Source organism: Parabacteroides sp. CH2-D42-20 (assembly GCF_003670185.1).
In the GTDB taxonomy this organism is placed as follows: Bacteria; Bacteroidota; Bacteroidia; order Bacteroidales; family Tannerellaceae; genus Parabacteroides; species Parabacteroides distasonis.
The window spans coordinates 91438-115329 of the sequence record NZ_RAYG01000002.1 but is presented as its reverse complement, the minus strand read 5'-3'; the positions used below and the strand labels follow the sequence as shown (position 1 = coordinate 115329).

Annotated in this window: 15 protein-coding genes, 1 tRNA gene and 1 riboswitch; of the genes, 9 read left to right on the top strand and 7 right to left on the bottom strand. The window is 44.1% G+C overall.

Annotated features, from left to right (window positions below):
- Position 1 precedes the first annotated feature (1 nt).
- Positions 2-1534 (top strand): SusD/RagB family nutrient-binding outer membrane lipoprotein, encoded by a 1533-nt coding sequence (locus D7V92_RS02070; protein WP_121772167.1) that lies wholly within the window; start codon positions 2-4, stop codon positions 1532-1534.
- 90 nt (positions 1535-1624) lie between these two features.
- Positions 1625-2668 (top strand): SPOR domain-containing protein, encoded by a 1044-nt coding sequence (locus D7V92_RS02065; RefSeq protein ID WP_121772166.1) that lies wholly within the window; start codon positions 1625-1627, stop codon positions 2666-2668.
- Between the two features lie 32 nt (positions 2669-2700).
- Here D7V92_RS02065 and D7V92_RS02060 read toward each other — a convergent pair whose 3' ends face one another.
- Both D7V92_RS02060 and D7V92_RS02055 read right to left on the bottom strand, forming a co-directional pair.
- The gene (locus D7V92_RS02060) at positions 2701-2901 is read right to left on the bottom strand and encodes an Arc family DNA-binding protein (RefSeq protein ID WP_005854106.1); all 201 of its coding nucleotides are present in this window, start codon (positions 2899-2901) and stop codon (positions 2701-2703) included.
- A 28-nt stretch (positions 2902-2929) separates the two neighbouring features.
- Entirely contained in the window at positions 2930-3880 is a 951-nt protein-coding gene (locus D7V92_RS02055; RefSeq protein ID WP_057326318.1) for an SPFH domain-containing protein, read from the bottom strand.
- A gap of 135 nt (positions 3881-4015) precedes the next feature.
- Between D7V92_RS02055 and D7V92_RS02050 the strand changes: the two genes are divergently transcribed.
- Entirely contained in the window at positions 4016-6019 is a 2004-nt protein-coding gene (locus D7V92_RS02050; protein ID WP_087342467.1) for a tetratricopeptide repeat protein, read from the top strand.
- Between the two features lie 60 nt (positions 6020-6079).
- On the opposite strand, the gene D7V92_RS02045 is transcribed toward D7V92_RS02050, so the two are convergent.
- Complete coding sequence (locus D7V92_RS02045) at positions 6080-9370, bottom strand: TonB-dependent receptor domain-containing protein (RefSeq protein WP_005867207.1); 3291 nt, start codon at positions 9368-9370, stop codon at positions 6080-6082.
- 436 nt (positions 9371-9806) lie between these two features.
- Here D7V92_RS02045 and D7V92_RS02040 point away from each other — a divergent pair, with 436 nt between their 5' ends.
- On the top strand, positions 9807-13160 hold the full coding sequence (locus D7V92_RS02040) for a carboxypeptidase regulatory-like domain-containing protein (protein WP_121772165.1): 3354 nt from the start codon (positions 9807-9809) through the stop codon (positions 13158-13160).
- Between the two features lie 81 nt (positions 13161-13241).
- A complete protein-coding gene (locus tag D7V92_RS02035; protein ID WP_121772164.1) occupies positions 13242-14447 on the top strand; it encodes an ectonucleotide pyrophosphatase/phosphodiesterase in 1206 nt (401 codons plus the stop codon).
- Between the two features lie 87 nt (positions 14448-14534).
- Here the strand turns inward: D7V92_RS02035 and D7V92_RS02030 are convergent, their stop codons facing one another.
- From D7V92_RS02030 to D7V92_RS02015, 4 genes are all read right to left on the bottom strand, one after another.
- Positions 14535-15383 carry a sugar phosphate isomerase/epimerase gene (locus D7V92_RS02030; RefSeq protein WP_121772163.1) on the bottom strand — a complete coding sequence of 283 codons (849 nt, stop codon included), beginning with the start codon at positions 15381-15383 and terminating at the stop codon, positions 14535-14537.
- A 105-nt stretch (positions 15384-15488) separates the two neighbouring features.
- Positions 15489-15704 (bottom strand): winged helix-turn-helix domain-containing protein, encoded by a 216-nt coding sequence (locus D7V92_RS02025; RefSeq protein ID WP_005854120.1) that lies wholly within the window; start codon positions 15702-15704, stop codon positions 15489-15491.
- A gap of 126 nt (positions 15705-15830) precedes the next feature.
- A complete protein-coding gene (locus D7V92_RS02020) occupies positions 15831-17324 on the bottom strand; it encodes an NAD(P)-dependent oxidoreductase (RefSeq protein WP_121772162.1) in 1494 nt (497 codons plus the stop codon).
- Positions 17325-17419: 95 nt separating this feature from the next.
- Positions 17420-17491, bottom strand: a tRNA-Glu gene (locus tag D7V92_RS02015).
- 271 nt (positions 17492-17762) lie between these two features.
- On the opposite strand from D7V92_RS02015, the gene mutA reads away from it, so the two are divergent.
- From mutA to D7V92_RS01995, 4 genes are all read left to right on the top strand, one after another.
- Positions 17763-19622, top strand: coding sequence for a methylmalonyl-CoA mutase small subunit (mutA, locus tag D7V92_RS02010; RefSeq protein WP_008773693.1), 1860 nt, complete (start codon positions 17763-17765; stop codon positions 19620-19622).
- 12 nt (positions 19623-19634) lie between these two features.
- Positions 19635-21782 carry a methylmalonyl-CoA mutase gene (scpA, locus tag D7V92_RS02005; protein WP_005854126.1) on the top strand — a complete coding sequence of 716 codons (2148 nt, stop codon included), beginning with the start codon at positions 19635-19637 and terminating at the stop codon, positions 21780-21782.
- 129 nt (positions 21783-21911) lie between these two features.
- A complete protein-coding gene (coaW, locus tag D7V92_RS02000) occupies positions 21912-22766 on the top strand; it encodes a type II pantothenate kinase (protein WP_008773692.1) in 855 nt (284 codons plus the stop codon).
- A gap of 19 nt (positions 22767-22785) precedes the next feature.
- Positions 22786-22989: riboswitch (cobalamin riboswitch) on the top strand.
- Between the two features lie 291 nt (positions 22990-23280).
- Positions 23281-23889 carry a porin family protein gene (locus tag D7V92_RS01995; protein ID WP_121772230.1) on the top strand — a complete coding sequence of 203 codons (609 nt, stop codon included), beginning with the start codon at positions 23281-23283 and terminating at the stop codon, positions 23887-23889.
- The last annotated feature ends 3 nt before the right edge of the window (positions 23890-23892 follow it).

Genomic DNA, 23892 nt, shown 5'->3' with positions numbered 1-23892 from the left:
TATGAAAATTAAAAATATATTGATATGCGGACTGGTTTTGTTGGGTATGGTTGGATGTGATGATTTCGAAAGCGTAAATACAAATCCCGACTCAACTAACAAAGTAACATCTGCGATGTTGGCAACAGAACTGTTACGTGATATTACCACTTATAAAAATGGGAATGGAAAGGATTTTATCCGGGATGAATTGTTAGCTAAGTATTTGTCGTGGACAGAGGCTAATGATATAGATCTGGCATTCAATTTGTTGGGTGGAGCGAATTATGATGCTTTGAGAGATTTGCGGAATGCCTCGAAGATGATTGATTTTGCGACGAATGATGAGTTGAAAAACTCCTATACGGCATTGTCTCATTTCGTACGGGTTTTCTTTTTCTTCAATTTGACAATGCAAGTGGGGGACATACCTTATTCTGAAGCTTTAAGAGCTGAGGATGAAGAGGTGTATTTCCCGAAATATGACTCTCAAAAAGATGTTTTTCTCGGGTTATTGAATGAATTGGATGAGGCGGACCGTCTCTTTAGTGCTGGCACTAATTTTGAGGGTGATTATATTTATGGAGGGGATGTGACGAAATGGCGTAAGGCTGTGAATGTTATGCAATTGAAGTTGCTTCTTAATTTGTATAAAAAGGTCGATGATCCGGATTTAAAGGTTCGGGAAAGAATCAATGAGATTATCAATAACAGACCTGTTTTTGAGTCGAGTGCGGATAATTTCCAAGTTGTGTACTCTAATAAGGCTGGACAGAAATATCCTTATTTTAAGGAAATTAATAGTTTTGTGAATAATGACAGGATGACTAATCTTTTTGTTGATAAATTGAAAGCCTTGAAAGATTATCGTTTATTTTATTATGCGAAACCGACACCGAGCTCAGAAGAGGCCAAGTTGGATCCCTCGGAATGGGATGCTTATGGTGGAGTTGACCCGACCTTACCGGAGTCTGAGATCTTGACTTTTGTGAGTGGGGGAACTGTTTCTCAAATAAATGATCGCTACGAGGAACTGCCGGAGGGCGAGCCTGTATTTTTCTTGAGTTATCAAGAACAAAATTTTATACTGGCTGAGATGGCTCTGAGAGGTTTTATCTCAAAAAGTCCCAAAGAGTATTATGAGGAAGGCGTTCGTTCTTCAATGCGGTTTGTGGCGGATAATACACCCGATGATGTTATGTTCCATCATAATCGAAAAATAACAGATGTCTATATTCAAGAATATCTCGGAAACCAAGGCGTTAAGTTCGCTAGTGATTTTCAAGAACAGTTGAGTCAGATTATTTGGCAAAAGTACATATTGACGTTTCTTCAAACACCTTACAATGCTTTCTTTGAATATCGTAGGACAGGTGTACCGAATATTCCGATAAATCCGAAATCGAATAGGAATATACCTTCTGATAAAATGCCGTTAAGATGGATGTATCCATCGGAAGAGTTGGATTACAATATGGATAATGTCTCAAAATCAATTAGCGACCAGTATGGAGGGTCGGATGACTATATGGGTGTCATGTGGATTTTGAAATGAGAATGTCATGCATATAATTTTCCGGGTCATTTCAAAGGAAAAAAGTGCTCTTTTTTTGTTATTTCTATAAAGATATTTACCTTTGTCTCTATGTTAAGGATAATAACACATATTGAACGCTTGTTGTTGACGCACGATTGTGTGATCTTGCCGAAGTTTGGTGGTTTCGTGCTGCAAACTTTGCCGGCGACGTATCAGGAAGAGGAACATTTGTTCCGGCCGATGCGTAAAGAGGTTATGTTTAATGTCACGCTACAGCATACAGACGGCTTGCTTTGCGAGTCATATATGCAGACGTATGGCGTTGATTACCGGAAAGCTCAGTTGATGCTGGAAGAGGATATCGAGGCTTTGAATGTTTCTTTGGAACAAGACAAGCGGATAACATTGGGGAGAATCGGGACTTTCTCTATAGGAGAGGAAGGGCAGACCATTTTTACGCCGGGCGATTCTGGGGTATTCAATGCGGATTCGTATGGTTTATCATCGTTTCATTTTCCGGTTTTGCGATCGTTGGAGGAAGAGCGGGAAGAGGTTACTTTACTTACGGGTAAGAAAAAGAAAGATGTGTTCTATATCCCGGTTAGTCGTAAGTTGATCCGGGTTGTCGCGGCATCAGCTGCTGCTGTCGCATTATTCTTTGTGGTTTCAACTCCGGTGAAAGAAGTAAACCTGTCCGCTTATACAGCTAGTTTTGTTCCTACGGAGATGATAAATTATAGGTTCGAGGAACCTATTTCTCAGCCGGAGGAAATTCAAATATCTCAAGTGGACGAGATGGTAGCGGAGGTAACTCCCAAAATAGAAGCGACTAAGGAGACTGAGATTGCCAAAGCGCCTTCTGCCCCTGAGGTAAGGAAAGAAGTCGCTGTCCCCGCTCCGAAAGCGGAACTCGTGGCGACGAAAAAGATGTATCATATCGTAATAGCGAGTTTCCCGACAGAGGAGCAGGCGAATGAGTATATATCCGGTGTAGACCGCACGCAATGTAAGAATGTAAGCAAGGTGGTTCGTGATGGTAAATATCGTATTTATGCGGATAAGTTTAATAACCGGGCGGATGCCGAGAGCTACATGGCGACACTTCGAAAAATAGAAAAGTATAAAGATGCTTGGCTGTTCATTAGCCGTTAATAAAAAAGCCTGATCGAAAGATCAGGCTTTTTTTATGACTTGTCGTCGTTTTGTGGCCGGGGCAGTCTTTTCTTCTTCAACCGTCCTGCCTTTCGTAAGGCTTGGTCCAGAATGTACTGGATTTGGCCATTGGTGCTGCGAAATTCGTCCGCAGCCCAAGCTTCGATAGCTTCCATCATATCAGCGTCCACCCGAAGGATGAAGCTTTTGACAGTATTATCTTTTTTGGCCATATACTAGTATTAATATTAAATTCTTACATTAATGATGTAGGGTCCCGGTATTTACGACAGGTTGCGCTGCCTCGTCAGCGCAAAGGACAACCAACAGGTTGCTAACCATTGCGGCCTTCCGTTCCTCATCCAATTCCACAACATTGTCTTGATCCAGTTTGTTCAAGGCGAGTCGAACCATGCTGACCGCTCCCTCCACGATCCGTTCTCTTGCGGCGATAATGGCTTCCGCTTGCTGGCGGCGTAACATGACTCCGGCGATCTCGGAAGCATACGCTAAGTAATTGATACGAGCTTCCAATACCTCAATGCCTGCTATTGCCAAACGACTGTTTAATTCCTCCTCCAGTTTTTGAGCGACCTCCCCGTCATCGGATCGTAAGGTGACGGGATCTTTGCTCTCGTTATAATCATAGGCATACATGCCAGCTATCTTACGGATGGCGGCGTCACTTTGTATCTGCACGAAATTCTCATAATTCTGCATTCGTTGGGATAATTCAGAGGATTCTCCCAGTGATATGAATGATTTATTCGAGGAGATACTAATGGACGAAGAATCGATGTCGAACATCGCTTTATAAGTATCCTTGACTTTCCATACCATCACGGCCCCGATCATAACCGGATTACCGACCTTATCGTTAACCTTGATAGGAGGGACATCTAAGTTACGGGCACGTAACGTGATTTTCTTTTTGCTGTAAAGTGGATTGACCCAGAAAAATCCGTTATCAGTAATTGTCCCTTTATATTTTCCGAAAAAGAGCATTACTCGGGCATTGTTGGGTTCGATTTCCATGAATCCCAATAAACAAACCACTAACAGGCAGAGTCCGACGATGCCGGTGATTACGCTCCAAGTCTCGTTGGTGCCTGCGATTAAATAGCAGCAGAGACCCGATAGAGCCAATAGGAGAAAAAGGGCAATAAACCCCGAGATTCTCAGTCCGTTGAATGTCTTTTCGGTTGCTTTCATGATGATTTGTTTTTGATATTAATTTGATATCACAAAATAAGTGATTTTTATGGAGACTGCCAAATATTTTGAGGGATATTATTAGAGTGATCTGTAAATATTTTCATAGCTTTGTCTCATCTAAAAATTATATACTTGGACTTTCAGTTAGACACGAACAATAAGGAGTTTCAGGATGCCTTGCAACTGATCACCCACACTCGCCAGTCTGTTTTCCTGACAGGGAAAGCAGGGACCGGCAAGTCTACTTTTTTGAAGTATATTTGCAATCATACGAAGAAAAAGTATGTGGTGCTGGCTCCTACCGGAATAGCGGCCATAAATGCGGGCGGCGTTACCTTGCATTCCTTTTTCAAGCTCCCTTTTCGGCCGATGTTGCCGGATGATCCGGATTTAAGTTTGTCTCATGGTCGTATCTTTGAGTTTTTCAAGTATCCGAAGGAGAAACGGAAAATTATCGCGGAGGTCGATTTGATCATCATTGACGAGATATCGATGGTGAGGGCGGATATTATTGATTGTGTAGATCGTATCTTGAGGGTCTATTCCGGTAATATGCGATTGCCTTTTGGCGGAAAGCAGCTATTGTTCGTGGGAGATGTCTTCCAGTTGGAACCGGTTGTTCCGTCGGATCAAAAAGAGATATTGAGTTTGTTCTATGCGAGCCCTTTCTTTTTCTCGGCTCGTGTGTTCAAGGACATTAATTTAGTGCCGATCGAGTTGCAAAAAGTGTATCGCCAGACCGATTCTGTTTTTATCAATATATTGGATCGGATTCGTAATAATGCCGCTAGAAAACAAGAGTTGGATACGTTGAACGGTCGTTATTTTCCGTCTTTCGAGCCTCAGAATGAGGATATGTATATCACGTTGGCCACTCGCCGGGATCAGGTTGATTTTATCAATGAGAAGAAGTTGGCCGAGCTTCCCGGAGAAGAGTACGTCTCCGTGGGAAAGATCGAGGGGGATTTTCCGGAATCCTCACTACCTACCCAGCTGAATTTATCCATCAAGGAACAGGCGCAGGTTATTTTTATCGATAATGATTATGAGCGTCGTTGGGTGAACGGGACGATCGGTATGGTATCGGGTATCGATGAGAATGGAAATGTTTATGTCTTGCTGGAGAGCGGTGTAGAGCATTTGGTCGAACCTACCTCATGGCGAAATTATAAATACAAATATAACGAGAAAGAGAAACGGATCGAGGAAGAGATTGTCGGTACGTTCGAACAATTGCCGATTCGTTTGGCTTGGGCGATCACGGTGCATAAGAGTCAAGGCTTGACTTTTAGCCGGGTGGTAGTTGATTTGACCGGAGGGGTATTCGCCGGGGGACAAACCTATGTGGCGTTGAGTCGTTGTACTTCATTGGAAGGATTGGTGCTAAAAAGCAAGATCTCTTCCCGGGATATCTTTATCCGGAAAGAGATCGTAGAATTCAGCCAAATATTCAATAACCAAGCATTAATAGAGAAAAGTATCAAAGAGAGCGAGGCGGAATTGCAATATGGTCGGGCGGCTCAGGGTTTTCGGCAGGGTAATATGAAAGAGGCGGTCGAGGCTTTTGCCGCCGCCGTATCTAAACGGAATGAATTGGATAATCCGATGGTGCAACGGCTGCTTCGTTTGAAATTGCAAGCGTTGAATAGTCAAAAGGCACAGATTAAGGCTCTGAGGGAAGAATTGCATTTGCTTCGTGAGACCCAGAAAGAGTATGCGCATGAATATTACTTGATGGGTAACGAGTGCATAACGAAGGCCCATGACGCGAATGCCGCTATTCGTTGTTTTGATAAAGCCTTGAATTTGAATCCGAATTATGTGGAAGCTTGGGTACGCAAAGGGGTTACTTTATTGGATATAGGTGAGGACTACGACGCTCAGGTTTGTTTAAACAAAGCGGTAAAATTAAGTCCGAAATCTTTTAAGGCCCGCTATAACCGTGGAAAATGCCTATTGAAGCTCAAATATTACGATGAAGCTATTCTGGATTTCCAGCAGGCGATAAGTATCAAGCCTAAACATGCGGCTTCCCACGAATATCTGGCGGAGGGTTTCCGGGCGATCGGAGAGGACGAATTAGCCCAGCGGCATCAAGATATAGCGGATGCCTTGCGAGGAGGAGAGGATATATGATGAAATAGAAAAGGCGGGAAAATTTGTTCCCCGCCTTTTTTATGGAGTTATATCTCTTGATTAATTAAAGATGTAACGGATACCAACCTGCATTTTCCAGCATTCAGTATAGATACGGTTATAAGAATAAGTCTCGGTCGGATATTCACCATTGATCTTATACATGGAGAAAATTGGAGTCTTATTATCATCCATACCTTCATATTTCAAGATACGGCAACCGTTGGAAGAAGATGCGTTCTTCATTACACCCCATTTCGAGTTGATCATATTACCGATATTCATGAAATCAAGGCTCAATTGGAAATGATGTTCGGTTTTACCTGCCTTGAATGAGAAATCTTCCGTTATACGAAGGTCGAAACGATGTACCCAAGGTGCACGTGCGGCATAAGCCTCAGCGTATTCTCCCTTGTGATTCTTTAAATAAGAATCTTGGTCTACGAAGTTCCAGAAAGCGGTTCTATCTGCTTCATTCTTGAATTTGATTTCACTATCATCTTTCGGGATATACATCATATCATTATTGATACCGTCACCATTCATATCATTTGTATAAGCGAAGCTATATCCGGAAGCGGAATAACCGGAATAGAACAGATTTAAGCTTGTTTTTCTGAGCAGACCTTTATGGCGGAAGGGTAGATTGTAATTGACCGCTGCGATTACCTTGTCGGGCACTACATACCGTGAACGTTGTACGGTCGCGAAATTCGGTCCGTCTATCGTTAACATTCCCTGCCATGTAGATACAGGGTCGCTACCCGGAAGACCGGAAATTTCTTTGGATTCCGTGTGCGTATAAGCCAACATCATGTTCAAATCCTCTACGGGTTGAGCGTTAACCGTAACATTGGCGGTATAACCATGTCCTTTGGATGTGTTAGTTAATACAACCGCATTCTTACCGGATACATACGTATAATCAGATGGATAAATCAAACGGTTATCTGCTCCGTTAAAATGTTCCCAATTTGACGGGTCCTTGATGTTGATATTCTCAAGGGTTACGGCATTGATGTTCTTGTTATAGATGAACTCGCCGGTTACGGATAATGGGAAGGAAGTTGGGAGCTGATAATCTACAGCCAAGGAGGTTTTCCATATTTGTGGCATCTTGAAGTTGTCCTTTACGCCAGAGATCTTAGAACCGGCAACCGGATTCTCTATCGTGGTAGGAAGGCCGAATTTCTTGATCGCATCGTCTACATTCGTAATCATGCCGCCAGCCAATTGATCCAGACGGGAATCATGACTTACCGCAATTCCATTCTCATATTTTGTGCCGAATACTACGGCATTTTGTACCATATTCGAGTTTGTCGGCATATTCGTAAAGAATACCAAGGGTAAACGTCCGGTAAATATACCTGTACCACCACGTACTTTTAAGGAATTATCCTTGAACACATCCCAAACGAAACCTACACGAGGGGATATTTGCATTCTAGACTTAGGCCATTTACCGGTGTCGATATGTTTGCCTCCGAAATCAAGATCGTAGATTGCGTCGTTTCTTTGAAGATCGCTATTGTCGAAAATTAAATCATCGAAACGTATACCATAAGTTAACTTCACGTTCGGGCGAATGTTCCACTCATCCTGTGCGTAGAATCCGATCTGGTTAAAAGTAACCTGAGCTTTCGGGTCGGAAACACCGTTGTAACCGTATGTCCATGCGAACGTTTCAGGAGCGGCACCGTTCAAGAAATCATCTAAGCTGCTGTAACGATAATATCCCGTGCCGTTGCGCATATAAGCATTGCTAGCAAGTTGGTGCTCGAAACTGATACCAGCTGTGATCTTATGGTCGCCGGCAAAGTAAGTGAAGTTATCGATAACACTTGTGATCTTGTTCTTCACGCCGTTGTTGTAAGTAAATAATTCATATCCGGCACTCATATAAGGCTCCATGATTTGGTTACCTTCCGCATCTTTACCTGCCAAGATATCAATGAAGGGGAAAGGGGAAGAGTTGGTTCCGCGCATATCCTCGATATCCGTATAAGTGAAAAGTAACTGATTGGAAATCTTATCCGAGAAGCGACTGTTCAAATCAGCGGATACGGAAGACACTTTATTGTCTTGGGAATACATGCTGTTGGCAAAAGACATGGATTGGTAACCTACACGGCTTGTATTATACAGACGAGAGCCGGAACCACCATCCATAGAGTTAGCGTTGGGAGCGTTCCATGCGGTATTCTTTGTATAGTTGTACCGTACGCTCAATTTATGGCCATTCGTGATATTCCAGTCGATACGACCTAGCAATTTCAAATTCTTTTCGTCTGCGGGGAAGTTCGTGGCTGATCCTGTATCATAACCATATTTATCTCTTAAGAAATCGGATACCTTTTGCATGTCGGAGAGTGTAGTGCGAGATATGTAGTTATTCTCGTCCGGTTGCTCTCCTTCAGTACGAGCTCTCCATTTGATCACTTGTTGTGGTTGTTTTTCCACTTCTACATTGGCGAAGAAGAATAATTTATTCTTGATGATCGGACCGCCGAACGTAGCTCCGTAAATCGTTTTGGATTCCTTAGCACGTGCGCCCAAGTCTTCTCCATCGATTGAGTTTCCTCGCATATTCTGGTTCTGGAAGTAAGTGTAAGCGGAACCTTTGAATGTGTTTGTACCGGATTTGGTGATAGCGTTGATACCGCCACCAATGAAGTTTGTCTGGCGGACATCGAACGGGGCGATTACCACTTGTACTTCCTCGATAGCGTCCATGGAGATCGGGTTACCGCCTCCGGGAAGATTATCCGAAAGGCCGAAGTTGTTATTAAAGTTCGCTCCATCTACCGTAAAGTTCGTGGAACGGCCATCGCCACCGGCAAAACTCATGTCGGAGGCATAAGGAGAAAGGCGTGCGATATCGGAGATACTACGGTTAATGGTGGGTAAAGAGGTGATCTGTGACGAGGAGATATTGGTTGTCGCACCCGTCTTTTCCGTATTGAACTTCGTTTTCGCCGCTGTGATTACGATCTCGTCCAAGGTCTCGGAAGATTCTTTCAACTTAACATTCAAGTTGTAGTTCTCTCCCAATTGCAGGGTAATGCCGGAATAAACGGCAGATTGATAACCAACGTAAGAGATCGTAACTTTGTATGGACCTCCTGTACGCATACCTTGTAAGGAAAAGCGTCCGTCAACGTTTGTGATCGTACCATAATTTGTCCCAGAAGGTTCGTGAACCGCCAAAACGGTCGCACCAATAACGGGTTCATCTTGAAACATAACTGTTCCACTCATACTGGCTGTTGTTACCTGCGCTTGTGTCGGGATGACAAACAAGAAACTCAGTACAGCTAAAAGGAATAGCGTCTGTAAATGTCTGCTCATAATTTAAAATAGTTAATGTAATAAAAACTTTCGCAAAGTTATGGGTTATTTTTTAATATCATTATATGTTTCTTATTTAATACTTGTTTCATATTCATGAAGTTGCTGTGACGGGGCGGAATTGAGTAATATCCTTATTCGGAGATGGATGGCTTGTATTGGCAAAACAAGAGGGCTCTTTATGAAATTTTTAATTTGATGATTCTTAACTAATATTCCCTGTTGGGCGGTGATTTAAAAGAGTTATAGACGCTTTTCCTGCATATTGTTGGATTATGGATGTGGTTGGTTGAAAATAATAATCTGGAGATCTGTGTGAGGAATGTTAATGCTATGAATATTATATATAGTTTGTGACAAAAAGAGATATCTAATCCCTATCTTTGCGGCGATATACAAAAATGTTATAATTATTTTAAATATAAATACTTCTTGTATGAGGAAAACTTATCTACTTTTAACGTTACTTTTGTTGTGCGTGGGAATATCCATACATGCTCAGGTGACGACGGCGAGTATGAGTGGTAAAGTCACGGATACATCATCGGAAGCGATGATCGGAGTGAATATCAAGGCTACGCATACGCCAACGGGTACCGAATACTACACGATTACCCAGCCGAATGGTTCTTATTCTTTTAACAACCTTCGTATCGGAGGCCCTTATGTGGTAGAGTTCTCTTATATTGGATACAATACGGAGAGCCGGACAGGAATAAACTTGGTTTTGGGTGAGGATCTGAAACTGAAAGTAGTAATGCGGGAAGATACCCAAGCTCTCGACGAGGTAGTCGTGGTTGCGGATAAGAACCCCATTATTTCAGGAAGTCGTACAGGTGCGCAGGAAATCATCACTCGTGAGAAGATGGATAAGCTGCCTACGATTAACCGTTCTTTGGATGATTTCGTGAAATTAACTCCGATGAGTAGCGGTAAGAATTTTGGCGGTGTCTCTTACCGTTTTAATAATGTAACGGTGGACGGTGCTTCCTTTAATAACTCGTTTGGTCTGGCTTCTGCTCTTGGAGCTTCCGGTACGGAACCGATTTCTTTGGAGGCGCTCGAGCAGGTACAGGTGATGATCGCTCCTTTTGATGTTCGAAATGGAGGATTCACGGGTGCGGGTATTAACTCCGTAACGAAATCCGGTTCGAATGAGTTTCATGCTTCTGTATATATGTACACGAAGAGTCCGTCTATGATGGGATATCGTGTGAAGGATGAGACGATTGGTGTTTCAGAGTTCTCTAACCACCAATACGGTATCAGTTTATCCGGTCCGATCATTAAGAATAAGTTATTCTTTTTCATCAATGGTGAGATGGATCGCCAGGAGGAACCGATTTCTTATACGACCGCTAATTCAGCGGCTGATGCGACCGTCTTGCAGGGTTTATCTGATTTCTTAGGTGATGAGCTTGGGTATAATCCGGGTAAATTCGACGTGAATAAGACAAATACTCAAGCGGATCGAATCACGGCTCGTTTAGACTGGAATATCAACTCAAATAATGTGTTGAGCTTAAAATATTATTATTTGAAATCGTTTAATACGAATAACCCTTCTACTTCCGGTGCGCCGAATAACGGACGTGGACCGAATGCGTTCGCTATTCCGTTCTCTTCTTCTTTCTACCGGACGAATAATAACTTCAATATTTGGATGGCCGACTTGAATACGACCATTAATGACCGTATGTCTAACTATTTGAAGATCGGTTATTCCCGTTTGCGTGATTATCGCGATATGGATGGCGGTTACTTCCCGCAAGTGGATATCTTGGATGGTGGTAACAATGCTTATACGACTTTCGGAACCGAGGCAAACTCCTATAATAACCAGTTGAACACTGATATCTGGCAGATACAGGATAATTTCTTGATGAATTTTGGCAAACATCAGATTACGGTTGGAACGCAAAGTGACTATCGTGCCTTTAAGAATGGTTTCGCTCAAAACTATCCGGGTTCTTGGGTGTTTAACTCTGTCGATGATTTCAAGTTCAACGTATTGGCTACAAAACAATACATGGCCGCTCATAACGGAAGTGTACAAGGGTTTGATATCCGTGAGTTTAATCCGAAAGATTTTGGATTTGGTTCCAATGTGACGGGTATTACGAATTCTTCTTCTACGGGGTACCAGTACTATGCGCAAAGATATTCGATGACGGATGATTTTCCATTCGCCGAGATAAATGTATTCCAGTTAGGTTTGTATGCCCAAGATAAGTGGACGGTAAGTGATAAATTGAACTTGACGTTAGGTTTACGTATCGATGTTCCGTTCTTTATGACTGATTTGCAGTCAAATGATAAAGTCGCCGCCGAGACCTATCGGGATGGCATCAAGATCGATGTTTCTAAATATCCGAACGCCAAACCTCAGTTCTCTCCTCGGTTCGGTTTTAATTACAAACCGTTTGACGATGAGAATGGAAGCTTGCAGATACGTGGTGGTACGGGACTCTTCACAGGTACTCCTCCTTATGTATGGATCAGTAATCAAGCCGGCAACAATGGTGTTTTGTTTGGTGACCTAAATGTTCGGGCGGTAAAGGATAAAAATGACAATATCATTAGCGACGGCAGACCTTCACTAGGTTTTACCGGAAATATGGATACTTATAAACCGGCTGAAGGTAGCGCTACCCGTTCGGATATAGCGATTACGGATCCGGACTTTAAATATCCGAGCTTATGGAAAAGTAATATCGCTGCCGATTATAAGTTTGGTGATGGCTGGGTAGCTACCGTAGAGTTGCTGTACTCAAAAGACATTAACGCTATTTATCATGACAATATCGGATTGTATCGGACCGAGCAATTTGTAAATGACGGTGGAGCGGGTAACGCACGTCCATATTATAATGGCTATTATAGCGATAGGGAAGGAAATCAAAAGGCCGCGAATCATGTCGTGATGCTGCGTAATACCAGCAAAGGACATTCGCTTTATACGACCTTCCAGTTGCAGAAAAACTTTGTTGATGGAATCCTGAAGGGATTGTATTTGAATGGATCTTACTCTTTCGGGCAGTCTAGAGGTGTAACAGACGGAACATCGTCTGTGGCGACTTCCGCTTGGAAGTACCGTGCGGCCTTGGACGGAAATGCGGAAGAAGTAGGTTATACGGCAGGTTCTTTTGATGGTCGTTTGTTATTGTCCGCTTCTTATACGGCTAATTGGAGTAAGTATGCGGCAACAAGTTTTGGTTTGATCTATCAGCGTTATCGTCCGTTCCGTTATTCTTATTGTTATAATGGTGATGCGAATGGCGATTCTCAGTTCTCCAATGACTTGATGTATATCCCCGCGAATTTTGACGAGGTAAAAGATCATTTGTTACCGGGCGATTTCGATAGCCAAGAAGATGCATGGAAAGCGATGAATGCCTTTATCGAGCAAGATCCTTATTTGAGCAAACATAGAGGTGAGTATGCCGAACGTAACGGTGCTATCGCTCCGTTCGCGAATCAATTGGATTTGAGCGTTTCTCATGATATAAAGATTTACCAGAAGAATGGTCGCTCACATACCTTGCGCTTTAGTTTCAATATCGCTAACTTCTTGAATTTGTTGAATCGTAATTGGGGTGTGGTACAAACAACCGTTTTGGGTAATCAGCAATATCAGTTCTTGACGATCCCGAAAGGACAAGGCCCGAGTGCGGCGAACAACTATACGTTGAAGTATACGATGGCGAAAGATTTGGATGAGACCTTCAAGGATAATTTGAACGATGTGTCTCGTTGGCAGATGCAATTCGGTATCAAGTATATCTTCTAAAAGAAAAATCTTTCATTAGATAAAATTTAATAATTAGAAGAGGTTCACTATCTTTGTGGACCTCTTTTTTAATTTAATGATATGTGGAATAATCGTATTGAGTTCTTACTCGTTAGTTTCTTTTGTATTTGTTCATTGGCTTTTACCGGTTGCCAAACGAAAAAACAATCGGATCGTTATGTCGTAGTTTTATCAATGGACGGTTTCCGCTCTGATTATCCCTCACGTGCTCATACTCCGACGTTGGATTCTTTGGCGAATGTAGGGGTTCGCTCCACGTTTCGCCCGTGTTATCCCAGCGTGACTTTCCCGAATCATTATAGCATGGCTACCGGATTGCATCCGGATCACCATGGTTTGGTAAATAATTTCTTTTATGACGCGGAGCTTGATAGCTCATACCGGATGGGAAATCTTGATCCGCAATTTTATGGTGGAGAACCTATTTGGAATACGGCGGAACGCCAAGGGGTTCGTACCGCCTCGTTCTATTGGGTAGGTAGTGAGGTGCCTTTAGAGAGTGGCCAGCCTTCAATATGGAAGCCGTTTGATAAATCGGTTCCTTTTTCAGATCGTGCTGATTCCGTGATCTCTTGGCTGAAGTTGCCGGAAGATGTGCGTCCTCATTTGATTATGTGGTATATGGAAGAACCGGATGCGATAGGTCATTCCGCTACCCCGGATTCGTCGGCGACCTTGGATGTGGTGGAGAACTTGGATAAAGTCTTGAATCATTTCTTCACGGAAGCCCGTCAGTTGGATATTTTCGATAAGATCGATTTTATCGTTCTTTCGGATCATGGAATGGCCACCTATTATCCCGAGAAATATGTGAACTTGAATGATTATCTACCCCGGGATAGTTTCGATTGTGTTTTTGATGGCGTTCCTACATTATTATATCCCAAGAAAACCTATGTGGATACTGCCTATGCGATTTTACAGAAAGTGCCGAATATAACCGTATGGAAGAAAAACGAGATTCCTGAGAAATTTGTTTACGGAAAGAATCCTCGAGTTAGTGACTTAGTTGTTTCTCCACATATTGGAACGTATGTAGAATTCCGAGAGAAATCATCTCCCCGTTATGCGGCGACACATGGTTACGATAATTTTACGCCGGAGATGGAGGCCATATTCTATGCGGCAGGTCCCTCGTTCAAGAGACATGAGGAGGTCCCGCAAATGGCGAACGTGAACCTTTACTTGATGATTGCCCGTTTATTGAATATACAACCTGCTCCGAATGACGGGGATAGCGCTGTCGTTCAGCAGCTATTTAAATGATAAGATTGATGCTACCATCTCATTTGACATGACATTACTGCAACCGCCGTGCGGTAATACTGCGGCGGTCTTGCGGTAATTGATGCTTTATTGATATTCGCGTGCCATCTTACGCATGAAGGCGAGACTGCCTTTGGCTAAGGCATCGGCATTGTATTTAGACGGACGCCACAAAGATACGGCTTCCGCCATACCGGGAACAGAATTGGAGAAATTCTCCAAAACTAAATTCCCATTGAAATCGATTTCCTGTAGTCCCCGGAACAAATCATCCCAGCGTACGTTTCCCTCACCCAGCATTCCCCGGTCACTTTCAGTCATGTGAATATGGCGAAGCCGGTTGCCAGCCGCAATAACCGGTTCATAAAAACTCGTCTCTTCTATATTCATATGGAAAGTATCCAGATGCAAAGACAAATTCGGTGCGTTTACGCGTTTGATAAAGCGCAGGACTTCCTCCGCAGAGGTACACATATAACTTTCATAGCGATTGATCGGCTCGATACCGATCGTGATTCCAGATCGGGCGGCGTATTCGGCAACCTCCGCCCATACCTCACAAAGCGTATTCTCTTCTTCCCGTGTTCGCTGTTTGCCGGAAAAGACCCCAATGCCGGAATGTAAGACACCTCCCAAGTAATCAACCTCCAGTTCGCTCGCTTTATCCAGCGCCTCCTTGATCAGACAAGTCGCTTTCTTGGGATAAAAAGGAATATGCGCTTCTTTGGGAAGATTGAGAGAACAAGTCGCCTTCAATCCGTGTTGTTTCAATTGTCGCTTTACGGTTGGAGCATCGAACTCCATGGAAGGAGGCAACAAAATTTCCAGTAAATCAAAACCGGCGGCAGATGCTTGCTGGATAGCGAAAAGACCGCCTTCTGGTGTCCACATAGGTGGTATCCAAGAAAGAATGGAAGCTCCGAAAGTAGGATTCATAATCGTATTGTTTTTATTTCGTTAGGGTTACAAAGTAAGTGTTTTTTTGAAGATTTCATTGCGAAGAAAGTGAAATCCTTCGCAATGAAATATCATAAATGTCATTTAAAAATAAAAGTTGGTACCCGGACAGAAGATAGGGTGGCTGCTGGTATTATCAATTTCAATCTTATTTTCTCTAGCGAGCCAACCGATAGCGGACCATAGATCCGCATCTGTTAGAGCGGATTTTGCTCTCAACGCCTCAAAACTCCAATGTTGGCCATCTGAAAGCAAATTCCAGATAGCTCCTGCATTTAATCCGATCGATCCTTTTGTCATGATAAAATCTGTTTTTATGTTTATGGTATATAGTGCTTATCTTGTTATAACAGATAATATCCGGTAAAAGTATGTTGCGTTGAGATAAATAATCTAAAAAACAAAAATCTCTTGATGCGTTGAATTTTATTCCTTGAAGTCAGTGAATATGGATTCATCATATACATTGTGTTCCTTTTTATCGTGGAATGGATACCATACTTGGGCAAAGAACGGATTTCCTTTAGCGATCTCGTCGTAATTCCAAGGGAGAGGTAAACATTCCGGGCACCAATGGCCTCCTAATAATACTAATGTGGGAGAGGCCTTAAAACGGTGACCGAATTGGCATTCCCAATCGAGTGGAGTCGATAAATCTCCTTTTGTCATGACCGGTGACAAGCATTTTCCTCCCCTGAATTCCGCGGCTTTACGCATATCCTCGATATCCCATTCCGATTTAGGCTTACTTTCATCATAACCATGATCCAGAAAGACGGGTGTTTCGGAGGGGCGTTCTGTCCGGATCTTATCCCAACCCGGGATTGCTTGCCAATCCTCATACGAGCCAAAATATGCGGATATACGATCTTGGTGTCTGTTCTTGATCCAGTTACGAGTTCCCAGTCCCGGCTTTTTAGCGATGGCTCCCATACCCAGTTTTATGAAGATAGGAGGGACGATCTTTGCTAGGTGGAAATACCAAGGGACTTGGCTGGCCATCCATTTAAAATAATCGTCGCAAGTTTGGTTACTGCGGAAATGCAGATATCCTTCCAATAGATCTGAATCGGTATACCATTGTCCGTGGAAATTACGGATAGCGAACCAGTTCGGTTCGAATATTTTCTCTGGGGCGGGACAGCCAATCGCTTTTAACAATTTACTCTCAAACTCATAATTCGTCAGGCGGAAAGACGGGCCGCTACTAATATTATAGAAACGGTTCCAAAACTCATCCGGCACCTCCTCCTCGCATACATTCGCTAGTAAGCGACCGGAATCCTCGGCGGTAGCCCATTCCAGCACGCCGTCTAGCGGTACGTGGAATGTGATTGGGTCCGAACCCTTGAATAATAATTCGGGGCATAAGATACCGGTTTGGCGAAGGCACGCCCAATGTTTAATACCCGACTCCACGAAAATACGTTCGGCTATTGTCTTTGAGATGGCATAATGATCATAGACACTTATATTGATCGGATCTCCCGTACGTCCCCAATGAACCGGTGCGTTACGGTGGCCGGTTTGCGCCACGGAGCCGATATAGACTACCTTGATCTGATCTGCGTTCGGTTGCGCTTTTACGGCATCCACGATGTGTTGAGCGGCGGTCGTGTTTACTTTCAAGGTCTTTTTAGGGAAATAATCCGCCGCCGGCGAAACCATTCCACCTACGTGTAATACGTAGTCCGCCCCCGTTACTCCATTTAAGACATCTTGATAACTCGTCAAGTCTCCCCAAACGATACGGATCCCTTCCATAGCCTCATAGGTGGCCAACTTCTCTTTATTGATTTTGCTCGGACGAGCCAAGAGTGTTATATTAAAACGATCTAGCCGCTTGGACAACTCGACCAATCCGGCATGGCCCATCGTCCCGGTGGCTCCGGTCAGAAAGACGGTCTTTTTACTTTTCATGATATAATTTAAGTGTATAATAAAAATCTTAGGATACTATCGGGTAGCGAAGGTATATAAAAAAAAACTCCCAACCAATAGGTTGAGAGCTTTTGTAGTGGATACGAGAATCGAACTCGTATTACATGCGTGAGAGGCATGTGTCCTAACCGTTAGACGAATCCACCATTTAGATGTCATTGTTTTTGTTTGACGATGCAAAGGTAGATATATTTTTTAATTCTGCAATAGTTGGACTGAGTTTTTTTGAAGAAAAAGTGTGTTTTTTATCAAAATGCCAAGAAAACGGGGAGAATACCACTAAAAGGCGTTAAAAGTAGTTGCGATTTCATTGTTTTTTCATTGTCGGTACTGTTTATTTATTCTACCTTTGCCATCTGTAATTGAACAAAATAGTATTGAACATTACTAATACCAGTTTAATAAACAACTAATATTATGGCAGAACTTAAAGAAAAACTTTTCTCAGAATTCGCACCTGTGTCTACTGAAGAGTGGATGGCGAAGATAACGGCCGACCTGAAAGGGGTACCGTTTGAGAAAAAGCTTGTTTGGAAGACAGGCGAAGGATTTAATGTAAATCCTTTCTATCGTGCAGAAGACATCGAGGGTTTAAAGACTACAGAGTCTCTTCCCGGTGAATTCCCTTATGTTCGTGGAACGAAGAAAGACAACGATTGGAAGGTACGCCAGAACATTGAAGTTTGCTGCTTCAAGGGTGCTAACGAGAAAGCACTAGACCTTTTGACGAAAGGTGTTACTTCTCTTGGGTTCATCATCAAAGGTGATGAGGTGAACGAGGAGAACATAGCTACTTTATTAGAGGGTATTTGTCCGGCTTCCGTAGAATTGAACTTCAACACTTGCAACTGCAAAGCGGAGAAGTTGATCGGTATCTTGGCTGACTACTTCAAAGGCAAGGGTGTCGACGCAGAGAAGTGCTACGGTTCTGTAAACTATGACGCTTTCAAGAAACCTTTAGTAAAAGGTAAAGAAAACAGTGAGTGGGTAGAAGGTGCCGCAGCTGTGCTCAAAGCTGGACAGGCTTTGCCTAACTACCGTGTATTGGCTGTAAATGCGTTCCTTTTCAACAATGCTGGCGCTTACATTTCTCAGGAATTAGGTTACGCCTTGGCTTGGGGTAACGAATTGATGGCAAAACTTACCGAGGCTGGTTTCACCGCTGACGAGGTTGCCAAGAAAATCAAATTCAATTTTGGTATCAGCTCTAACTACTTCATGGAAATCGCTAAGTTCCGTGCGGCTCGTTGGTTGTGGGCCGAGATCGTAGCCGCTTATAAGCCGGCCTGCGAATGCGCTTGCAAGATGGTTGCTCACGCACAGACTTCAGAGTGGAACATGACGGTTTACGATGCTCACGTAAACTTGCTTCGTTCTCAAACTGAGGCTATGTCTGCCGCTCTTGCCGGCGTAGACTCTATCACGGTTCGCCCGTTTGATAAGATTTACCAGACTCCAGACGATTTCTCTGAGCGTATCGCACGTAACCAACAATTATTATTGAAGGAAGAGTGCCACTTGGATAAGGTCGTTGACCCGTCTGCCGGTTCTTATTATGTAGAGGTATTGACGAATTCCTTGGCTGATGTCGCTTGGAAGTTGTTCTTGGAGGTTGAGGAAAAAGGAGGATTCTCCGTTGCCGTGAACGCAGGTGAGATCCAGAATGCCGTTAACGCTTCGAATGTAGCTCGTAAGAAAGCGGTTGCTACCCGTCGTGAGATCTTGTTGGGTTCTAACCAGTATCCTAACTTCACGGAAGTAGCTGCCGATAAGATTCAAGAAAAAGGTTCTTGCTGTTGTGGCGGTGGTCATTGCGGTGAGGCAACGATCCCGGCTCTTGATTTCTCTCGCGGCGCTTCTGAATTCGAGGCTTTGCGTATGACGACAGAGAAGAGTGGCAAGACTCCGAAGGTATTTATGTTGACGATAGGTAACTTGGCGATGCGTTTGGCTCGTTCACAGTTCTCCGCTAACTTCTTCGGTTGTGCCGGATATAAGATAATTGATAACTTAGGCTTCGATACGGTTGAGGCTGGTGTTGAGGCTGCTGTCAAGGCTGGTGCCGAGATCGTGGTTCTTTGCTCTAGTGATGACGAGTATGCTGAATTCGCTCCTGCTGCTTACAAGGCTTTGGCCGGACGTGCCGAATTCGTTGTAGCCGGAGCTCCTGCTTGCGCGGACGACTTGAAGGCTCAAGGTATCGACCAGTTCGTAAATGTAAAGAGCAATGTGCTTGAGACATTGAAAGCATTCAACGCTAAATTAGGAATCGCTTAAGTATAAACAATTATGAGACCAAATTTTAAAAACATAGATATAAAGAATGCCGGATTCGCAGCCACAAACGCTGCCGAATGGGCAAAAGCCAATGGCATCGAGCCCAATTGGAAAACACCCGAGCATATCGAGGTGAAACCTGTATATACAAAAGAAGACTTGGAGGGTATGGAGCACTTGAACTATGCTTCCGGTTTGCCTCCTTATCTACGTGGCCCGTACAGCGGTATGTACGCTATGCGTCCTTGGACAATCCGTCAGTACGCAGGTTTCTCTACCGCTGAGGAGTCTAACGCTTTCTATCGCCGTAACTTGGCTTCCGGTCAGAAAGGTTTGTCCGTTGCGTTCGACCTTCCGACTCACCGTGGTTACGATGCCGACAACGAACGTGTGGTTGGTGATGTAGGTAAAGCGGGTGTATCTATCTGTTCCTTGGAGAACATGAAAGTGTTGTTCGATGGTATTCCTTTGAACAAGATGTCTGTTTCCATGACCATGAATGGTGGTGTGCTTCCGGTATTGGCATTCTATATCAACGCAGGTTTGGAGCAAGGTGCTAAGTTGGAGGAAATGGCCGGTACGATCCAGAACGATATATTGAAAGAGTTCATGGTACGTAATACCTATATCTATCCGCCTGAGTTCTCCATGAAGATTATCGCTGATATCTTCGAGTACACCTCTCAGAAGATGCCGAAGTTCAACTCTATCTCTATCTCCGGTTATCATATGCAGGAGGCTGGTGCTACGGCTGATATCGAGATGGCTTATACGTTGTGTGACGGTATGGAATATCTTCGTGCCGGTATCAACGCCGGTATCGATGTGGATGCGTTCGCTCCCCGTTTGTCATTCTTCTGGGCTATCGGTGTAAATCACTTCATGGAGATCGCCAAGATGCGTGCGGCTCGTATGTTGTGGGCGAAGATCGTGAAGAGCTTCGGCGCTAAGAACCCGAAATCATTGGCATTGCGTACACATAGCCAGACTTCCGGTTGGTCATTGACCGAGCAAGATCCGTTCAATAACGTAGGACGTACTTGTATCGAGGCTATGGCCGCTACATTAGGACATACACAATCTTTGCATACGAACGCATTGGATGAGGCGATCGCTTTGCCGACCGATTTCTCCGCTCGTATCGCTCGTAATACACAGATTTACATTCAGGAAGAGACTAAGATCTGTAAGGAGATCGACCCGTGGGCTGGTTCTTACTATGTAGAGTCTTTGACGAATGAGTTGGTACATAAAGGTTGGGCATTGATCCAAGAGATCGAGAGCATGGGTGGTATGGCGAAAGCCATCGAGACTGGTCTTCCTAAGATGCGTATCGAGGAAGCTGCCGCTCGTACACAGGCTCGTATCGACTCTGGTGTTCAGACCATCGTTGGTGTTAACAAATATCGTTTGCCGAAGGAAGATCCGATCGATATCCTTGAGATCGATAATACAGCCGTACGTAACGAGCAGATCGCCGCTTTGAAGGAGTTGCGTGCTAACCGTGACGAAGCCGCTGTTCAAAAAGCTTTGGCTGATATCACGGAGTGCGTGAAGACGAAGAAGGGCAACTTATTAGAGTTGGCTGTTAAGGCTGCCGGCTTGCGTGCGTCATTGGGAGAGATCTCCGATGCTTGCGAGGTGGTTGTAGGTCGTTATAAAGCAATCATTAGAACTATTTCAGGCGTGTATTCATCAGAAACTAAGAAAGACGCAGACTTCCAGAAAGCTTGCGAGCTTTGCGAGCAATTCGCTAAGAAAGAAGGCCGTCAGCCTCGTATCATGATCGCTAAGATGGGTCAGGACGGACACGACCGTGGCGCTAAGGTTGTCGCTACTGGTTATGCGGACTGTGGTTTCGACGTAGATATGGGACCGTTGTTCCAGACTCCGGCCGAGGCTGCCCGTCAAGCTGTGGAGAACGACGTTCACGTAATGGGCGTTTCTTCTTTGGCCGCTGGTCATAAGACGTTGGTTCCGCAGGTTATCGAGGAGTTGAAGAAACTAGGTCGTGAGGACATCATCGTTATTGCTGGAGGTGTAATCCCGGCTCAAGACTATGATTTCTTGTATAAGGCTGGCGTTGCCGCTATCTTTGGCCCGGGTACTTCCGTATCGAAGGCAGCTTGCCAGATCCTTGAGATCTTGTTAGGCGAATAAATAGAGTTTAGGCCTTACGGTTTTTAAATAAAGAGAGGCTGGACAATTGATTTTGTCCGGCCTTTTTTAGTATTGTATGCGGGTTTATGTACTTTTGTAGCGATTATTCAATTAAAAAGGGAAAGAATCATGGGAATCGTTATAGGTATAGATGTGGGAGGTAGCACGACCAAGATCGTCGGCGTGGAGGATAAGAAGATCAAGAACCCGATGTTCGTGAAAGCTACCGATCCGGTAACCTCTTTATTCGGGGCCTTCGGTAAATATATTTATGATAATAACATCTCGCTCTCGAATATAGAGAAAGTGATCTTGACAGGTGTAGGTAGCGCTTATATCGATCAACCTTTATATGGCTTACCAACCGCGAAGACGGATGAGTTCCTTGCGAATGGGCTAGGGGCGCAATATAATACGGGACTGGACAGTCTATTGGTGGTCAGCATGGGAACGGGTACCTCCTTTGTCAAGGTACAAGGCTCCACGATCGAGCATATCGGGGGATTGGGTATCGGTGGCGGAACAATCCTCGGCTTGTCTAAGCTATTATTGAAAACGCATGACTTTCACCAAATAGCGTCTTTGGCCGAGCACGGTTCCTTGAATGATATCGACTTGCATATCCGGGATATTACGCCGCATCCGCTACCCGGCCTGCCGCTGGACGTGACAGCCTCTATTTTCGGAAAAGCGGACGCGAACGCTAAGGTTGAGGATATCGCTCTCGGTATCGTTCATATGGTCTTGCAGACCATCGGGCAAGGAGCTGTTTTCGCCTCGTTAAATGGCGATATCAAGAATATCGTATTGATCGGTAACCTGACTCGCTTGCCACAATGCCCGGATATTTTCCCCCGTCTGGAGGAGATGTGCGATGTCCATTTCAAGATACCGGAGTATGCCGAGTATCGCACGGCTATCGGGGCGGCTTTATGCTATATCAGGAACCGGGAATATAAGGATATTTTTTGTGGAAAGTGTTAGGCTACATCAAAACTTTATGTATCTTTGCTACATGCTTTGTTCCCTTTCGGCAATCGCCGGATAGGGATTAAAAGGGAATCGGGTGAGAATCCCGGACAGTCCCGCTGCTGTAAGCTTCATAAACGGGTTGAGCAATACTGTTGCCACTGTTCATTCAAGTGAATGGGAAGGCGCTTAAGACCGGAAGTAAGTCAGAAGACCTGCAAGGCGTGTATATTTTCGACGGCTTCGAGGAAAGGCCGGAAGAGAACGCAAGAATCGTATCCGGTTTTTACTATTCTTTATCCAAGGTTTTCTTATCAAGTCGTCTCATGGTTTCGGATAATTATTTTGCCATAATAATTAGGGAAAGAAGCATGAATCTGACCGACGGGATGAGCTCCGTGTGTAAGATGCATGCTTTCTTTGCGTTTAAAGGACTGGGGTATTCCGTGAACACTCTATAGAGAATATTTGTTTATTATTAGAAAAGTGCGTTTATTTGCAACGAGTAATTAACAAAAGAAGTATGAATATGAAGAAAATTGTGGGATTTCTTATGGTTGCCTTGCTAGCGTTGATGGCGCTTCCGGCGAACGCTCAGCTTAAATTCGGTATCAAGGGAGGTGTGAATATATCGTCTGTTCATTTCAACTCGGACGTGTTGAAAGCGGATAACGTAACCGGCTTCCAAGTGGGTCCGATGATCGAGACGACCTTACCGTTGGTGGGTGTCGGGATCGATGCGGCGGTGTTGTATTCGCAAAAGGGTTTGGAAACGACCTCGGCTGGCGGGGTGAAGACTTCGATGAAGACGGATTATATCGATGTTCCGGTCAACTTGAAATGGAAATTCGGCTTACCGATCGTCAAGGCGTATCTGGCAGCCGGTCCGTATATCGGTTTCCGTGTAGGCGGTGATAAGTTTTGGGATATCCCGGGTTCCGTAGCGGATCAGGTGAAGGCGAAGAATTTCAGCGCAGGTCTTAACTTCGGTGCCGGCGTGGAGTTGATCAGCCACTTGCAGGTGGGTTTCAATTATGGTCTGGGACTGACTGATAACTATAGCATTGAGAAGGTGAACCTCTCCGACGGTGCCGGAAAGAACCGTGGATGGTCTATCACGGCAGCGATCTTGTTCTAAATA

Coding starts and splice junctions, on each gene's coding strand:
- D7V92_RS02065 (WP_121772166.1), top strand. CDS start 1,625: ATGTTAAGGATAATAACACATATTGAACGCTTGTTGTTGACGCACGAT.
- D7V92_RS02030 (WP_121772163.1), bottom strand. CDS start 15,383: ATGAATCCTACTTTCGGAGCTTCCATTCTTTCTTGGATACCACCTATG.
- D7V92_RS02020 (WP_121772162.1), bottom strand. CDS start 17,324: ATGAAAAGTAAAAAGACCGTCTTTCTGACCGGAGCCACCGGGACGATG.
- D7V92_RS02070 (WP_121772167.1), top strand. CDS start 2: ATGAAAATTAAAAATATATTGATATGCGGACTGGTTTTGTTGGGTATG.
- D7V92_RS02040 (WP_121772165.1), top strand. CDS start 9,807: ATGAGGAAAACTTATCTACTTTTAACGTTACTTTTGTTGTGCGTGGGA.
- D7V92_RS02055 (WP_057326318.1), bottom strand. CDS start 3,880: ATGAAAGCAACCGAAAAGACATTCAACGGACTGAGAATCTCGGGGTTT.
- D7V92_RS02045 (WP_005867207.1), bottom strand. CDS start 9,370: ATGAGCAGACATTTACAGACGCTATTCCTTTTAGCTGTACTGAGTTTC.
- D7V92_RS02060 (WP_005854106.1), bottom strand. CDS start 2,901: ATGGCCAAAAAAGATAATACTGTCAAAAGCTTCATCCTTCGGGTGGAC.
- coaW (WP_008773692.1), top strand. CDS start 21,912: ATGGGAATCGTTATAGGTATAGATGTGGGAGGTAGCACGACCAAGATC.
- D7V92_RS01995 (WP_121772230.1), top strand. CDS start 23,281: ATGAAGAAAATTGTGGGATTTCTTATGGTTGCCTTGCTAGCGTTGATG.
- D7V92_RS02035 (WP_121772164.1), top strand. CDS start 13,242: ATGTGGAATAATCGTATTGAGTTCTTACTCGTTAGTTTCTTTTGTATT.
- D7V92_RS02025 (WP_005854120.1), bottom strand. CDS start 15,704: ATGACAAAAGGATCGATCGGATTAAATGCAGGAGCTATCTGGAATTTG.
- scpA (WP_005854126.1), top strand. CDS start 19,635: ATGAGACCAAATTTTAAAAACATAGATATAAAGAATGCCGGATTCGCA.
- mutA (WP_008773693.1), top strand. CDS start 17,763: ATGGCAGAACTTAAAGAAAAACTTTTCTCAGAATTCGCACCTGTGTCT.